Below are 13,378 nucleotides of genomic sequence, written 5' to 3'. Positions count from 1 at the left end.
GTCGTGGTCACATGATCTCGCGCCGGCCCGCGGTGCCGAAAGACAATGGTTAAAACGCGTCCGGGCGATACCAGTTGTATGAGCGAAGCCTCGCAGGCGCGCAAGTGCGTCTCCTGTGGCATCAACATCTCCGGTACCACCGCTGCCTCGTTCAAGTGCCCGGACTGCGGCCAGCAGATTTACCGCTGTGCAAAGTGCCGCAAGCAGAGCAACCTCTACGAATGCCCCGACTGCGGGTTCCGGGGGCCATAACGATGAGCAAGGTCGCTGCCGTGCTCAAGGTCATGCCGGACAGCCCCGACATCGACCTCGACGGCCTCGAAGCCGATCTCTCGGAGTCACTGCCCGACGGCGCCGAGATCAACGGGACGGACACCGAGGAGGTCGCGTTCGGGCTGACCGCGCTGCTCACAACGGTCATCGTTCCGGACGACTCCGGCGGGACCGAAGCCGTCGAGGACGCCTTCGGCGCCGTCGACGACGTCGAATCCGTCAGCGTCGAGGAAGTCGGCCGCCTGTAATCACCACCCGTTTTCAGCCGTTCTCACCGCACACAGCGCCGCCAGAACCCACGCCGTGGGTCTACTACACTACTGCAGGGCGGCCTCGATGGCCTGCTGGAGGTCCGCCTTGAGGTCGTCGATGTGCTCGACGCCGATGCTCGCCCGGATCAGCCCGTCGGTGAGCCCCGCGGCCTCCCGTTCGGCCTTCGGGATGGCGGCGTGAGTCATCGCCGCGGGCTGCTCGATCAGTGACTCCACGCCGCCCAGTGACTCCGCGAGCGTGAACACGTCGGTCTCCTCGACGAACGCGCTGGCCGCTTCGAGGGTGGCGTCCAACTCGAAGGAGACCATGCCGCCGAAGCCGTCCATCTGCGCGGCGGCCAGCTCGTGGTCGGGGTGGCTCTCCAGGCCCGGGTAGTGGACCTGGCTGACGTGCTCGTGATCCGCAAGCCACGTCGCAAGCTCCATGGCCGTCTCACAGTGACGGTCCATGCGCACGCCCAGGGTTTTCGTGCCGCGCAACACCAGGAAGCAGTCGAACGGACTGGGCGTCGCGCCGACGGAGTTCTGGTAGAACCCGAACTGCTCGTCGAGGTCGTCGTCGTCGGTGATCAGCGCGCCCGCAACGAGATCGCTGTGCCCGCCGAGGTACTTGGTGAGGCTGTGCGAGACGATGTCGGCACCGAACTCCAGGGGGCGCTGGAGGTACGGCGTCGCGAACGTGTTGTCCACCGCACACAGCGCGTCGTGCTCGTGGGCGATGTCCGCGAGCGCGCCGATGTCGTTGACGTTCAACAACGGGTTCGTCGGGGTCTCCACCCAGAGGAGTTCCGTCGCCTCCCCCATGGCCTCCCGGACGGCGTCGTGGTCGGTGGTGTCGACGAAGTCGAAGTCGATGTCGTAGTCCTCGTAGACCTGCGTGAAGATGCGGTGGGTGCCGCCGTACACGTCGTCGCCCGCCACCACGTGGTCGCCGGCCTCCAGGAGGTTCAACACGGTGTTGATCGCGGCCATTCCGGAGGCGAACGCGCGCCCGTGCTCGCCGCCTTCCAGGCTCGCGAGGTTGGCTTCCAGATCCGTGCGCGTCGGGTTGCCCGTCCGGGAGTACTCGTAGCCGCGGTGGTCACCGGGGCCGTCCTGGACGTACGTCGAGTTCGCGAAGATCGGCGTCATCAGCGCGCCCGTCTCCGAGTCCGGCGCTTGGCCCGCGTGGATCGCGCGTGTCTGGAACCGGTCGGCTGCGTCATCGGCGTCGTCGTTGCCGCTCATACGAGCATGTTGCCGGCCCGCGAGTTAGGCTTGTTCGTTCCGGACGCCACCACCCACACGATTCGAAATCGAACCCATCATTAAGTAGCTGGTCGTGTAATCGACATCCGTGGTACTGAACCGTCTCCGAGCGCTCGTCGACACCCAGCCCGGACTCGTGCGCGAATGCCGGGACTGCGGGACAACCCTGGGTGAGGACAGCGACGACGCGACAGTGTGTCCGACCTGTGGCTCCAGCGAGATCGCGACCTACGACCTCTGACCCCGCAGTGTGGTGTCGCCGCTGTGGGGCGTGGCGCGTGCTCGCGTGGAAACGCCGCCGTAGCGTCGTGGCCGCTGCCTCGGAACGGTTCTTTTTTACCTGCGACGGAAATAGAGTGGAGCATACGACCATGCCGAACTCCAATGGACCTCTCAGCAACAGTGGTGGGAAGCTGCAAAACGACCCGCGAGATCGCGGCACGTCGCCGCCCCAGCGCGCCATCGCTGACTACGACGACGGCGAATCCGTCCACCTCACGCTCGACCCGAGCGTTCAGGACGGACGGTTCCACCCGCGATTCAGCGGCCTGACCGGCACTGTTGTCGGCACACAGGGCGACGCGTTCAAAGTCGAAGTCAACGACGGCGGCATGGACAAGACGCTCATCGTGGGGGCGGCCCACCTGCGAACGCAGCGCCAGGAGGAGTAATGACGATCTTCAAGGAGACAGTCGAGACGGAGCCGCTCACGGTCTCGGAAGCGAAAGCGCTGCTCTCCGAGGTCGAGACCGAGCGCGCCCTCGACGAGGACCGTGAGCTTCGCTTCGAGCTGTCCCGCGCCATCGAGCACGCCAATCGGTTCGCGTTGCTGGAGCCGGCGGAGTCCCGGGAGTTCGTCGACGAACTGCTCGCGCTCGACGTGCTTGACGACGAGGCCGTGGCGTACAAGATCGTGGATCTGCTTCCACGCACGCGAACGGAGCTGCGGTCGGTGTTCGCCAACGAACGCTACGCGATGTCCGGCGACGAGCTGGACGAGATTCTCGACGTCGTCGCGAAGTACGTCTGAGCGGCCAACCGTTTAAGTGTTGGCTGGGCGTACGTCTCCGTATGAGTGATACGTCTACGACGGACGCCAACAGTGACAGCGGTGCCGACGGCGACTCCGAGTCGGCTGTTGTCCTTGATTTCCTCGCACACGGGCGGTCCGACGGGCGGAGCTACGGCGACGGCGCAGTCGGGTATGCGGTCTCAACCATCGACTTCACGCTCTACGAGCTCAGTCTCTCTTCGGACGCCGACATCGGGATCCTCGACCGCGTGCAGGTGCGCCCGGAGTTCGAGACCGGCATCGACCGCGGCCGCGAGGTCGAATACGACGACCTCTCGGACGGCGCGCGCTCGGAGCTCGATTACGTCGTCGAGGACGTCGTCGACGCCAACGAACGGCGCTTTGTCGACTTCTACAACGACGCCCAGCCGATCTCGCTGCGCCTGCACCAGCTGAACCTCCTGCCGGGCATCGGGGAGAAGCTCCGCGACAACATCCTCGAGGAACGCAAGCGCCGCGGTCCCTTCGAGAGCTTCGCGGACGTCAGCGAGCGCGTCGACGGCCTCCACACGCCACAGGAAGTCATCGTCGAGCGCATCCTCGATGAGATCCGCGACCCCGACCTGAAGTACTACAACTTCGCCGCCTCGTAGCGGGGGGTTTAGGGAAGCGCACGCAGTAGCTCCGACAATGACTGCGCCACGCGACCCCGACGCGCTGATCCGGCGCGCGGGCCGCCCCGACCCCGACTTCGACCAGCATTTCCTCATCGACGACCGCGTGCTCGATCGCATCCCGACGTACGCCGACGGCTTCGACCGGGGGCACGTCCTCGAGATCGGCGCGGGCACGGGCGCGCTCACGGACCGACTGCTGTCGGTCGCGGACCGCGTGACCGCCGTCGAGCGCGACGAATCGTACGCCTCGTTCCTCCGCGAGGAGTTCGCCGACGCGATCGCGGCGGGCGACCTCGATGTGGTGGCCGGGGACGCCCTGGCTGTCGACCTCCCGGCGTTCACGTGCGCGGTCTCGAACCTCCCCTATGGGGTCGCAAGCGAGGTGACCTTCCGGCTGCTGCCGGCGGGCAAGCCGATGGTGTTGATGTACCAACTGGAGTTCGCCGAGCGGATGGCCGCCGATCCGGGCACGAGCGAGTACGGCCGGCTCTCGGTGGCGACACAGCATTACGCCGACGTTTCGATCGTTGAAACGGTCCCGGCGGCCGCGTTCGACCCGCAGCCCCGCGTCGAGAGCGCGGTCGTCCGCGTCACCCCACGCGACCCCGACTACGTGGTGGCCGACGAGGCGTTCTTCCTGTCGTTCGTGAAAGCGCTGTTCACCCAGCGCCGGAAGACAACGCGGAACGCCATCCGGAACACGGCCCACATCTCGGGGCTGGACGACCCCGACGCGGTGGTTGCAGCCGTCGACGACGACGTGCTGGGAACGCGGCCGGGGTCGCTTTCGCCGGCCACGTTCGCGGCGCTCGCGAACGTCGCGTGGGGTGTTGAAACCGCACCCGGACCCGATCCACAGTGAGCGTGCCGTGGGCGCTCGGCGGCGGCGCACGGCTCACCGCCACCGCGGCCATCGTCGCCGTGGTGGCCGCCACGGTGTGGCTCGGGTGTCGGCTGTGGCGGCGACAATCGGCCCGCAGTCGCCACGTCCTGACCGGGGTCGGCGTCGCCGCCGTGGTCGGCCTCGGCGGAATGACTGTGGTTGTTCTCTGGGGCGTCGAGGACGCGGTGCTTCGGGAGCTGAGCCGCGCCCAGGTGCGCGCCAGAGTGCTCGTCCGGGTGGCAATCACGATGGGGTTCGTTGCCGTCGTGTACGTCGGCACGGGCGTCTTGGACGACGCCCTCGACCGCTTCACTGACGGCCACGACGGCATCACCGACCACCAGACGGAGGTCATGTTCCGCATCCTCCAGATCACGCTCTACATCGGCGCACTGATCGTGATCCTGGGGTTCTGGAACCTCGATCTCTCGGGGTTGCTGATCGGCGCGGGGTTCGCCGGGATCGTGCTCGGGATGGCCGCCCGCCAGACCCTGGGGTCGGTCATTGCCGGGCTGGTGTTGATGTTCTCGCGGCCGTTCGAGATCGGCGACTGGGTGCAGGTCGGCGACAAGCAAGGCATCGTCACCGACATCACGATCGTCAACACTCGCCTCCAGACGTTCGACGGCGAGTACGTGATGTTGCCCAACGACGTCGTCGGGTCGAGTGAGATCGTAAACCGCTCACGGAAGGGCCGCCTCCGGGTGCACGTGTCCGTTGGAGTCGACTACGAGACCGACGTTGAGCACGCGATGGACGTCGCCAAGGACGCGGTCAGCGACCTCGACGACGTGTTGTCGGTGCCCCGGCCCCAGGTCGTGTTGTCGTCGTTCGGCGACTCCGCGATCGTCATGGACGTTCGGGTGTGGATCGACAAGCCGAGTTCGCGGCGACACTGGCGCGCCCAGACCGCCGTGATCCAGTCGGTGAAAACCGCCTTCGATGACGCCGGCATCAAGATCCCGTTCCCCCAGCGCGAGATCGCGGGGCGCGCCGAAACCGGGGGGTTCCGGGTTCACGAACCCGGGGCCGACGGTGAGACCGATGACTGATCTCGCCGACCGCCGCGGTGCCGGCGCGGACGTCTACCAGCCCGCCGAAGACACCCACTTGCTGGCGACAGCGGCCGTCGGGGAACTCGACGACCCGTACGCGCGCGTGCTGGATGTCGGCACCGGCTCGGGGTACGTCGCGGCGACGGTTCGGGACGAAACCGGCGCTGACGTGGTGGGGACTGATCTCAACCCGTTTGCGGTCCGGCAGGCCGCCGACCGTGGCGTGCCGGTGGTTCGCGGCGACCTGGTCGCGCCGTTTCGCGACGACGCCTTCGACGCGGTGGTGTTCAATCCGCCGTACCTGCCCCGCGAGGACGACACCCGCGACGACTGGATGGACGTCGCGCTGTCCGGCGGGGACACCGGGCGCCGCGTCATCGAATCGTTTTTCGACGCAGTGGGGCGCGTGCTGGCTCCTGACGGCGTGGTGATCATGCTCGTGAGCACGCTCACGGGCGTCGACGAGGTCGCCGCGTACGCCGGCGACCGCGGGTTCTCCGCGGCCGCGATCAGCGAGGAGTCGTTCCCCTTCGAGACGCTGACGGTGCTCAAGTTCCGGCGGTAGCCCGGCGGCGTCCCGATCCAGGAACGTATAACGGCGGCGGGCCACAACCGGAGCCCATGTCTCGGATCGCCACCACGCCAGGACTGCTCCCGAGTCCGGTCGCTCCCGACGACGGGGGTGGTGGGCCCACGCCCGTTGTTGCCGCCGACAGCGCCGTCCGCGACGCGCACCTCGCGGCCCAACGCGACGCCGACCTGGACCGCGTCGTCGAGGGGCAGGCGGGCTGGTGGGACGGCATCGTGCACCCGCTCGTCGCCCACGACAACGTCGCTCGCGGGCCGCTGGCGCACTCGACGGCGGTTGCTCGCGGTGTCTATCGCCGCCCCGTGGTCGCCGGGCCGCTCACCTTCGACGGCGGCCTCGGGGCTGACCTGGCGGCTGTGGCCGACCGTACTGCCAGCCTCCAGGCCGTCGTGCCCGGCCCGTACACGCTGTCGACGCTCGCCACCGACGACCACTACGGCGACCCCGTCGAGTTCCAGGCGGCCATCGCTGCGTTCCTCGCGGACGAACTCGCTGCCCTCCCCGACGCCGTCGCGACCGTCTTCGTCCTGGAGCCGTCCCTGATTGCGGCCCCGCCCGGCGACGGCGCAGACGAGCGCGCCAGCGACGCCATCGACACCGTCGCGGCCGCCGTCACCGACGCCGACGTGGTGGTGCACACGTACGGGGGGGCGCTCGACGAGAAAGTCCACGCGCACCTGCTTGACGCCGCCATCGACGCGGTGGGCTACGACCTGATCGCCGACCACGAGGACGCCGCCTACCTCGTCGGCGAGTACGGCACCGCCGACAGCATCGCGCTCGGCGTCGCCAACGCCCGAACCCCCGCCGTCGATGCGCCGGCGACACTGCGCGAGCGCGTCGACTGGTTCGACGACCGCACCCCCAACGACTTCGCGACCGTCTACACCACCACTGACTCGGTGTTGGCAACGCTCCCCCAGTCACGACTCGTGGCACAACTGCGCGCGCTCGGCGCGGCCACCACGCCACAGTCGTGACTGCGCGCGCCCGAGCACTAGCAAGAAAACACCGGACCAGCGCCGCGTCAGTCGTGGTCTGCGAGGTCCTCGTAGACCCACGCCGACGCATCGCGGTCCCAGTCCACGAGCTCGTCGTCGTCGAAGAACAACGCGATCTCGCGCTCGTTTGCGCCCTCGTCCTCGTGGTCGCTGCCGTGGATGAGGTTGTGCCCGAGGTCGTTGCCGTAGTCGCCGCGGATCGTGCCCGGCGCGGCGTCCTGGGCGTCCGTGGCTCCCATCAGCTGGCGGACCTGGCGGGTGGCGTCAGCGCCCTCCCACACCATCGCGAACACGGGCCCGGACGTGATGAACGACACCAGGCCGTCGAAGAACGGCTTGTCCTCGTGCTCGGCGTAATGCTCGTGGGCGAGCTCCTCGTCGATCCGCATGAACTTCCCGCCCACCATCTTCAGCCCCTTCGTTTCCAGTCGGGTGACGATGTCGCCGATGAGCCCGCGCTGGACGCCGTCGGGCTTGACCATCACGAACGTGCGCTCGTCGTGATCGGTCATTGCGTCTCCTCGACTTCCTCCTCGTCGGTCCACTCGACGTCGCGTGGCTCCCGGCCGAGGTCGGCGTTCTTCTCGCACTTCGCCGAACAGAAGTGCACGGTGCTACCGTCGTTGTGGACGAACATCGTTCCCGTCCCGGGTTCGATGTCGTCGCCACAGTAGTCACAGCTTCGAGTCTGGACCATTACTGACCACCGATGGAGTCCGCTTCGCGGGCCGTTTCCTTGAGCTGGATGACGTCACCAACTCGGACGGGGCCCAGGACGTTCCGCGTGATGATGCGGCCCTGGTTGCCACCCTCCTGGATGCGACACTTCACCTGCATCGCCTCGCCGTGCATCCCGGTCTTTCCGACGACCTCGATGACCTCGGCGGGCGTGGCGCCCTCTTCGGATTCCTCTGCGCTCATGGCTGGTTATTGGAGGTCCTCGACTTTCGTCGAGATGTCCTCGATTTCGTCTTCGGCGTCGCCGGCGGCGACGACGGCGGCGGCCGCGGAGCCAACCTCGAGGCCGGCGGCGTTCCCGAGTTCGTCCTGTGTCTCCACGAAGACGACCTCGATGCCTTTCTCTGCGGCGAGCTCCGGGAGGTGCATGACGATCTCCTCGGGGGAGACGTCCTCGGCGACGAACACGATGTCGGCGTTGCCGCGCTCGATCGCTTTCGTCGTCTCGTTGGTACCTTTCTTCACGCTGCCGGTGTCGCGAGCGACCTCAAGGGATTCGAGGGCTCGCTCCTGGAGGTCTGCTGGAACGTCGTAGTCTACGTATACTGGCATTTGTGTTCACCTATCCCGCGGACGGGCTTGCGCTCTTGGCCGAGTAAAGACCTTGCGGCCGCAAGCATCATCGACCCCCGCAGGCTGTATCCCAACAGTGGGTCGCCCGCCCGTAAAAGCGCTTTCAATGCCGGGCGGCCGTGCCACGGCTGCACAGCCGCGGACGAAACGCCCTTTGGCGTGGTCGCCCAACCGCCGGCGCATGCACCTCTCGTCCGCGCGCGCCCTGCTGGCGGAAGCCGAGCGTGCCAACGAACGCCGCATGCTCGTGCTCGCCGGCGACCGTGCCGCGGGCGTTCGGACCGCCGACACGCTCCTCGACGGCCTCCCCATCCCGCTGTCCGAAACCACGCTCGTCGCCACCCAGGACGCGCTCGCCTGCGAGCACGTGCCCACGCGGAACGCCGACCGCCTGCTTGGCACCACCCAGCGCGCCGTCGTCGTCGATCTCCACGAGGACTGCCGGCCGAACGCGCTCGGGCGCGTCGTCGGTGCTGTCGACGGCGGCGGCCTGCTGGTTGTGCTCGCGCCCCCGCTGGCCGAGTGGCCGACCCGCGACGGCGCGTTCGCCGCGGGATTGGCCGTCCCGCCGTTCGACGCCGCCGACGTCACCGGCCGGTTCCGCCGCCGGCTCGCCGACACGATGCGCGCACACCCCGGGATCGCGATCTACGACGTGGACACCGACACCCTCAGCGACGACGGCCGCACTCGGCCCGCCCCCCGGCTCCCGGACCCCGACCCGGACCCACAACCGACGGCGGACGTTCCGGCGGCCGCCATCGACGCCTGCGTGACCCCCGACCAGGCCGCCGCACTCGCGTCGTTCGCCGCGCTCCGCGACCCCGGCCACGCCGTCGTCGCGGACGCCGACCGCGGCCGCGGCAAATCGAGCGTGGCCGGCCTCGCTGCGGCGTGTCTCGCCGCCGAGGGCCACGACGTGCTCGTGACAGCGCCCCGCCGCCGGAACACCACCGAGCTGTTCGCTCGCGCCGGCGCGTTGCTCGCCGACCTCGGCGCGCTCGCCAGCGACGGCGACACCGTCGAAACCGCCGCCGGCGGCCGCATCCGGTTCTCGAAGCCGCCGGCGGCCGCCGACCTCCCGGGCGACCCGGACGCCGTCTTCGCCGACGAGGCCGCCGCCATCCCCGTGCGCCTGCTGGAATCGCTGCTGGACTGCCAGCGGCTGGCGTTCACCACCACCGTCCACGGCTACGAGGGTGCGGGCCGCGGCTTCGACGTGCGGTTCCGGGACCGCCTCGCGGACGCCACGCAGACGGTCCACGAAACGTCGCTGACCGACCCCATCCGGTACGCCGGCACTGACCCCATCGAACCGTGGGCGTTCCGCGCGCTCCTGCTCGGCGCGCGGCCCGCCGTCGAGCCACTGGTCGCGGACGCCACGCCCGACACCGCCGCGTACGTCGCGCTCTCGGGGGCCGACCTCGCGGCCGACGAGCACCTGCTCCGGGAGGCCTTCGGGCTGCTCGTCTCCGCGCACTACCGGACCGAACCCAACGACCTGGCGCGCCTGCTGGACGCCCCGAACCTCACGATGCGCGCGCTGGTCGCGGACGGGCACGTCGCGTCCGTGGCGCTGCTCGCCCGCGAGGGCGGCCTCGCCGACGACCGCCGGGCAGCCATGTACGACGGGCAGCGCGTGAAGGGAAACATGATCCCGGACGTGCTCACCAGCCAACTCCGCGACGAAGCGGCCGCCACCACGGTCGGCTACCGCGTGCTGCGCATCGCAACCCACCCCGCAGTGCGCTCCCGGGGTCTCGGATCGCGGCTGCTTGGCGAACTCCGGGCGGAGTTCAACGGCCACGCCGACTGGCTCGGCGTCGGCTACGGCGCGACGCCGGCGTTGCTGTCGTTCTGGGCGGCCAACGGCTACAGCACGGTCCACCTCTCCACGACGCGCAACGACACCAGCGGCGAGTACTCCGCGATCATGCTCGACGCGCTCTCCGACGCCGGCCGCGCGCTCCACGACCGCCACGCCGGCTGGTTCGCCGACCGCATCGGCGGCGTGCTCTCGGACGCGCTTCGCGACCTCGACGCGGACGTTGCCCGCGGCGCGCTGCGGGCCTGTGCCACCACCCCCAGCCTCGCCCTCAGCGAGCGCGACTGGCGCACCGTCGCCGGTGCCGCCCACGGCCCCGGGATGTACAGCGTCGACCCCCGGCCGTTCCGCCGGCTCGCAGTCCACCACCTCGTCGCCGGCGACGCCGACCTGCTTTCGCCCGACGAGCAGCGCCTCCTCGTCGGCGCGCTCCTGCAAGCCCGGCCGTGGGACGGCCTCGCCGACGACCTCGGCTATCACTCCGCGAGCCAGGCGATGCGCGCGCTGGGCGACGCGCTCCAGGCGCTCGTGGCGGCCCACGGCACCGCGGCCGCCCGCGCGGAAGTCGCGCGGTTCACCGAAGACTGAAGCCGACAGCCGCCCCCACGGGCGTATGGACGCGCTCGTCGCCGCAGCGTTCGCCGCGCTCGTGCTCGGAGTCGCCGGCAGCCTGGTGCCGCTGCTCCCCAGCGGGCTGCTGTCGCTCGTCGGGGTGGGACTGTACTGGACGCAGACCGGGCGACCGAGTGTGCTCGTGGTGGGTGCCCTCGCCGGCCTGGCGACGCTTGCGATGCTCGTTGACTGGCTGGCGGGCGTCATCGGCGCGCGCGCCAGCGGCGTCGACACCCGGACCGCGGTGTTGGCGGGCGGCGTCGGATTCGCCGCGATGCTCGTCTCCGGGCCGGTGGGGCTGCTAGCCGGCGTGGCCGGCGTCGTGTTCGTCGTCGACCTCCGGGACAGCATGGACATCGCGGCGAGCGCGCGGCGCGCCGGCTACGCGACCGTCGGCGTCATCGGGTCGGCCGCCATGCAGGTGGTGTTGACGGTGGTCGTGCTCGTCGCCGTCGCCTGGGTACAGTTCGCCTGACAGCCGCGGACGGTCAGGGATGCGTGAAGTACGCGACCGACGCCCCGCCGTCGCGGTGGGCGTCGACGCGCGCGAACCCGACGCGCACGAACTGCACGATCTCGTCGGCGTCTCGATCCGCGAACCCGGGCTCGGCGTACCCCGTCACGTCGCCGTCCATGGTCCGCAGCCGGACGTCGACGTTGTGCTCGGCGGGCACCCACTGCACCACGTCGACGCCCTCCTCGCGCACGATGTCGATGTCGGCGTCGAGGAACGCGAAGCGCTCGCCGTCGTATCGCACCGGCCCGTAGCCCTTCAGCCAGACGCGGTCGCCGGCCGCGGGCAGATCGGTGGCCTCCACGAGCACGCGCTCCCCGACGGGGATCTCGCGGTCACCCCGGTCGGGGTGCTCGGGGTGGACCTGTGGTGTCGCCTCGTCCGGCCCGTCGTCGACCGGGACCTCGACAGCCTCGTGTGACTCCTCGGGTCCCTCGCCGCGCGCCTCGAAGCCGTCACGAACCAGGAACTGCCGGGGGGCCGTGTCGTCCACGAGATCACGGTTGTTCGCGTACACCGCCGACATCGCCAACTCGACGTCCGACGACGACGTGCCCAACTCCACCATCGCGTCCACGACGGCCGCCCCGCGGATGCCCCGGCGGCGGATGCTCTGCATGGTCGGCGCGCGCGGGTCATCCCACCCCTCAAGCTCGCCCGCGGCGATGCGCTCTTTGATCGTCGATGTGGACATCGCCACGTCGTAGGCGTCCAACTGCACGTGCCCCCAGTGCACGACCTCGGGGTACTCCCAGCCGAAATACTCGTAGAGGAACCGCTGGCGCTTCGCGGAGTCCTGGAGGTCGATGCCGCGAATGATGTGCGTGACGCCCGTGCGGTGGTCGTCAACGCCCGACTGGAAGTCCAGCATCGGCCAGCAGCGGTACTCGCTGGCTGCGTCCCGGGGATGGGGGGTGTCGACCATGCGGAACGCAACCCAGTCCCGGAGCGCGGGGTTCTTGTGCGTGATGTCGGTTTTCACGCGCAACACCATCTCCCCGGAGTTGTACTCGCCGTCGACCATCGCCTCGAACTCGTCGGCGACGGTCTCGGGGTCTTTGTCCCGGTGGGGACACGCCTCACCGCTGTTTTTCAGATCGGAGAACTCCGCGCCCGGGCAGCTACACGTGTACGCGCCGCCCATGCCGATGAGCCGGCGGGCGTGCTCGTAGTACGTCTCCACGCGGTCGCTGGCCGTCAGCACCTCGTCGGCCTCGAACCCGAGATACGAAAGGTCGTCGAGGATCTGGTCGTACGCGTCGAGGTCCGGGCGCTTCGTCTCGGGGTCCGTGTCGTCGAACCGAACGACGAACGAGCCGTCGTATCGCTGCTTGTACGTCCCGATGACCGACGGCATCCGGGCGTGGCCGACGTGCCACGGGCCGTTGGGGTTCGGCGCACACCGCATCCGCACCTCGTCGTACGCCTCGGCGTTCGGCAGGGCCGGCAGTGCGTGGTCGTCGCCCTCGTCTTCGCTGTCCAACTCCTCGACGTCCTCGGGGGCAAGTTCTGCGAGGCGCGCGCGCTGCTCGTCGTCGCTCATCCCGTTGACGTCCTCGATGACGGGCGCGATGACGCCGGGAATCTCGTCGCCGTGCGCTCTGAAATCGGGGTGCTCGCCCATCATCGGTCCCATGATGGCTCCGACCTGTGCGTCGCTGCCGTGTTTCAGCGCGTTGAACAGCGCGGCCCGCTCTGCCGCCCGGCGGACCCGCTCGCGGAGTTCGTCGTCCATACCACCGACTCCACGCTGCGGGGTGAAAATCCCGCTGGATTCGCCTGCATCGAAACCGCGGTGTCGACACGAGGCGGTGTTTCCCGGCGGTACCGCCCACACTTACCGGTGCCGGCTACTGGTTCTGTCTCGCCGTCGCGACGTACGCCACGTACAGTAGCGGCGCGAGCACCGGAAGTACGACCCAGAGACCGGGGTCACTGACGGCGTCCAGCACTGACTCGGCCGGCTGCTGGAGCACCGCCCACGCTAGCGCCGCGCCCAGAACCATGCCGACGAAGACGACCCCACCGAGGTACGGCCGTTGCTTCAGGAATTCATTGAACTCGTTCATCATGTGCGCCGCTGCTCTCGATAGCGTAATAGCTGCT

The 13,378-nt window shown here is 69.2% G+C and carries 19 protein-coding genes; 12 read left to right on the top strand and 7 right to left on the bottom strand.

The genetic code is table 11. The features are described 5' to 3' along the window. The first annotated feature begins 78 nt into the window (after window positions 1–78). Both ACOZ32_RS09955 and ACOZ32_RS09950 read left to right on the top strand, forming a co-directional pair. Window positions 79–252 (top strand): HVO_2753 family zinc finger protein, encoded by a 174-nt coding sequence (locus ACOZ32_RS09955; protein ID WP_010902845.1) that lies wholly within the window; start codon window positions 79–81, stop codon window positions 250–252. 2 nt (window positions 253–254) lie between these two features. Then, on the top strand, window positions 255–521 hold the full coding sequence (locus ACOZ32_RS09950; RefSeq protein WP_012289285.1) for an elongation factor 1-beta: 267 nt from the start codon (window positions 255–257) through the stop codon (window positions 519–521). 69 nt (window positions 522–590) lie between these two features. On the opposite strand, the gene ACOZ32_RS09945 is transcribed toward ACOZ32_RS09950, so the two are convergent. Then, a complete protein-coding gene (locus ACOZ32_RS09945) occupies window positions 591–1,772 on the bottom strand; it encodes a cystathionine gamma-synthase (RefSeq protein WP_424335186.1) in 1,182 nt (393 codons plus the stop codon). 109 nt (window positions 1,773–1,881) lie between these two features. Between ACOZ32_RS09945 and ACOZ32_RS09940 the strand changes: the two genes are divergently transcribed. The 8 genes from ACOZ32_RS09940 to ACOZ32_RS09905 all read left to right on the top strand — a co-directional run bounded on the left by ACOZ32_RS09940 (window position 1,882) and on the right by ACOZ32_RS09905 (window position 6,989). Beyond that, on the top strand, window positions 1,882–2,034 hold the full coding sequence (locus tag ACOZ32_RS09940) for a hypothetical protein (RefSeq protein ID WP_012289284.1): 153 nt from the start codon (window positions 1,882–1,884) through the stop codon (window positions 2,032–2,034). A gap of 130 nt (window positions 2,035–2,164) precedes the next feature. Then, window positions 2,165–2,464 (top strand): 50S ribosomal protein L21e, encoded by a 300-nt coding sequence (locus tag ACOZ32_RS09935; protein ID WP_010902842.1) that lies wholly within the window; start codon window positions 2,165–2,167, stop codon window positions 2,462–2,464. Continuing rightward, window positions 2,464–2,823 (top strand): RNA polymerase Rpb4 family protein, encoded by a 360-nt coding sequence (locus tag ACOZ32_RS09930; RefSeq protein ID WP_010902841.1) that lies wholly within the window; start codon window positions 2,464–2,466, stop codon window positions 2,821–2,823. Before ACOZ32_RS09935 ends, ACOZ32_RS09930 begins: the two co-directional genes overlap by 1 nt. A gap of 41 nt (window positions 2,824–2,864) precedes the next feature. Then, a complete protein-coding gene (locus ACOZ32_RS09925; RefSeq protein ID WP_010902840.1) occupies window positions 2,865–3,458 on the top strand; it encodes a DUF655 domain-containing protein in 594 nt (197 codons plus the stop codon). Between the two features lie 37 nt (window positions 3,459–3,495). After that, complete coding sequence (locus tag ACOZ32_RS09920) at window positions 3,496–4,344, top strand: 16S ribosomal RNA methyltransferase A (protein WP_136361406.1); 849 nt, start codon at window positions 3,496–3,498, stop codon at window positions 4,342–4,344. Beyond that, window positions 4,341–5,417, top strand: coding sequence for a mechanosensitive ion channel family protein (locus ACOZ32_RS09915; RefSeq protein ID WP_235158048.1), 1,077 nt, complete (start codon window positions 4,341–4,343; stop codon window positions 5,415–5,417). The genes ACOZ32_RS09920 and ACOZ32_RS09915 overlap by 4 nt, the downstream gene beginning before the upstream one ends. Further along, window positions 5,410–5,985, top strand: coding sequence for a HemK2/MTQ2 family protein methyltransferase (locus ACOZ32_RS09910; protein WP_010902837.1), 576 nt, complete (start codon window positions 5,410–5,412; stop codon window positions 5,983–5,985). The genes ACOZ32_RS09915 and ACOZ32_RS09910 overlap by 8 nt, the downstream gene beginning before the upstream one ends. Before the next feature lie 56 nt (window positions 5,986–6,041). Then, window positions 6,042–6,989: a 5-methyltetrahydropteroyltriglutamate--homocysteine methyltransferase gene (locus tag ACOZ32_RS09905; RefSeq protein WP_424335185.1), complete on the top strand. Its 948-nt coding sequence runs from the start codon at window positions 6,042–6,044 to the stop codon at window positions 6,987–6,989. A 47-nt stretch (window positions 6,990–7,036) separates the two neighbouring features. Here the strand turns inward: ACOZ32_RS09905 and ndk are convergent, their stop codons facing one another. The 4 genes from ndk to rpl7ae are packed head-to-tail and all read right to left on the bottom strand — an operon-like array spanning window position 7,037 to window position 8,300. Further along, window positions 7,037–7,522, bottom strand: a complete 486-nt coding sequence (gene ndk, locus ACOZ32_RS09900) for a nucleoside-diphosphate kinase (protein WP_010902835.1) — start codon at window positions 7,520–7,522, stop codon at window positions 7,037–7,039. Continuing rightward, window positions 7,519–7,707 carry a 50S ribosomal protein L24e gene (locus tag ACOZ32_RS09895; RefSeq protein WP_010902834.1) on the bottom strand — a complete coding sequence of 63 codons (189 nt, stop codon included), beginning with the start codon at window positions 7,705–7,707 and terminating at the stop codon, window positions 7,519–7,521. The genes ndk and ACOZ32_RS09895 overlap by 4 nt, the downstream gene beginning before the upstream one ends. Next, complete coding sequence (locus ACOZ32_RS09890) at window positions 7,707–7,931, bottom strand: 30S ribosomal protein S28e (RefSeq protein WP_010902833.1); 225 nt, start codon at window positions 7,929–7,931, stop codon at window positions 7,707–7,709. Before ACOZ32_RS09890 ends, ACOZ32_RS09895 begins: the two co-directional genes overlap by 1 nt. Before the next feature lie 6 nt (window positions 7,932–7,937). Continuing rightward, complete coding sequence (gene rpl7ae / locus ACOZ32_RS09885; RefSeq protein WP_010902832.1) at window positions 7,938–8,300, bottom strand: 50S ribosomal protein L7Ae; 363 nt, start codon at window positions 8,298–8,300, stop codon at window positions 7,938–7,940. 202 nt (window positions 8,301–8,502) lie between these two features. Between rpl7ae and tmcA the strand changes: the two genes are divergently transcribed. Beyond that, on the top strand, window positions 8,503–10,734 hold the full coding sequence (gene tmcA, locus ACOZ32_RS09880) for a tRNA(Met) cytidine acetyltransferase TmcA (RefSeq protein ID WP_424335184.1): 2,232 nt from the start codon (window positions 8,503–8,505) through the stop codon (window positions 10,732–10,734). 25 nt (window positions 10,735–10,759) lie between these two features. After that, window positions 10,760–11,233 (top strand): DUF456 domain-containing protein, encoded by a 474-nt coding sequence (locus tag ACOZ32_RS09875; protein ID WP_338416900.1) that lies wholly within the window; start codon window positions 10,760–10,762, stop codon window positions 11,231–11,233. A 13-nt stretch (window positions 11,234–11,246) separates the two neighbouring features. Here the strand turns inward: ACOZ32_RS09875 and ACOZ32_RS09870 are convergent, their stop codons facing one another. Then, the gene (locus tag ACOZ32_RS09870; protein WP_285271116.1) at window positions 11,247–13,007 is read right to left on the bottom strand and encodes a glutamate--tRNA ligase; all 1,761 of its coding nucleotides are present in this window, start codon (window positions 13,005–13,007) and stop codon (window positions 11,247–11,249) included. Between the two features lie 115 nt (window positions 13,008–13,122). After that, window positions 13,123–13,341, bottom strand: coding sequence for a hypothetical protein (locus ACOZ32_RS09865; RefSeq protein WP_231851033.1), 219 nt, complete (start codon window positions 13,339–13,341; stop codon window positions 13,123–13,125). Between the last annotated feature and the right edge of the window lie 37 nt (window positions 13,342–13,378).

The sequence above is a fragment of the Halobacterium sp. MBLA0001 genome (assembly GCF_049705385.1).
Taxonomy (GTDB): domain Archaea; phylum Halobacteriota; class Halobacteria; order Halobacteriales; family Halobacteriaceae; genus Halobacterium; species Halobacterium salinarum.
This window is presented reverse-complemented; position numbering and strand designations above follow the sequence as displayed.

Bases quoted from the DNA above. Each gene is read 5' to 3' on its own strand.
- ACOZ32_RS09910 (WP_010902837.1), top strand. From the start codon at position 5,410: ATGACTGATCTCGCCGACCGCCGCGGTGCCGGCGCGGACGTCTACCAG.
- ndk (WP_010902835.1), bottom strand. From the start codon at position 7,522: ATGACCGATCACGACGAGCGCACGTTCGTGATGGTCAAGCCCGACGGC.
- rpl7ae (WP_010902832.1), bottom strand. From the start codon at position 8,300: ATGCCAGTATACGTAGACTACGACGTTCCAGCAGACCTCCAGGAGCGA.
- ACOZ32_RS09955 (WP_010902845.1), top strand. From the start codon at position 79: ATGAGCGAAGCCTCGCAGGCGCGCAAGTGCGTCTCCTGTGGCATCAAC.
- ACOZ32_RS09870 (WP_285271116.1), bottom strand. From the start codon at position 13,007: ATGGACGACGAACTCCGCGAGCGGGTCCGCCGGGCGGCAGAGCGGGCC.
- ACOZ32_RS09925 (WP_010902840.1), top strand. From the start codon at position 2,865: ATGAGTGATACGTCTACGACGGACGCCAACAGTGACAGCGGTGCCGAC.
- ACOZ32_RS09920 (WP_136361406.1), top strand. From the start codon at position 3,496: ATGACTGCGCCACGCGACCCCGACGCGCTGATCCGGCGCGCGGGCCGC.
- ACOZ32_RS09890 (WP_010902833.1), bottom strand. From the start codon at position 7,931: ATGAGCGCAGAGGAATCCGAAGAGGGCGCCACGCCCGCCGAGGTCATC.
- ACOZ32_RS09935 (WP_010902842.1), top strand. From the start codon at position 2,165: ATGCCGAACTCCAATGGACCTCTCAGCAACAGTGGTGGGAAGCTGCAA.
- ACOZ32_RS09865 (WP_231851033.1), bottom strand. From the start codon at position 13,341: ATGAACGAGTTCAATGAATTCCTGAAGCAACGGCCGTACCTCGGTGGG.
- ACOZ32_RS09905 (WP_424335185.1), top strand. From the start codon at position 6,042: ATGTCTCGGATCGCCACCACGCCAGGACTGCTCCCGAGTCCGGTCGCT.
- ACOZ32_RS09875 (WP_338416900.1), top strand. From the start codon at position 10,760: ATGGACGCGCTCGTCGCCGCAGCGTTCGCCGCGCTCGTGCTCGGAGTC.
- tmcA (WP_424335184.1), top strand. From the start codon at position 8,503: ATGCACCTCTCGTCCGCGCGCGCCCTGCTGGCGGAAGCCGAGCGTGCC.
- ACOZ32_RS09895 (WP_010902834.1), bottom strand. From the start codon at position 7,707: ATGGTCCAGACTCGAAGCTGTGACTACTGTGGCGACGACATCGAACCC.
- ACOZ32_RS09945 (WP_424335186.1), bottom strand. From the start codon at position 1,772: ATGAGCGGCAACGACGACGCCGATGACGCAGCCGACCGGTTCCAGACA.
- ACOZ32_RS09930 (WP_010902841.1), top strand. From the start codon at position 2,464: ATGACGATCTTCAAGGAGACAGTCGAGACGGAGCCGCTCACGGTCTCG.
- ACOZ32_RS09950 (WP_012289285.1), top strand. From the start codon at position 255: ATGAGCAAGGTCGCTGCCGTGCTCAAGGTCATGCCGGACAGCCCCGAC.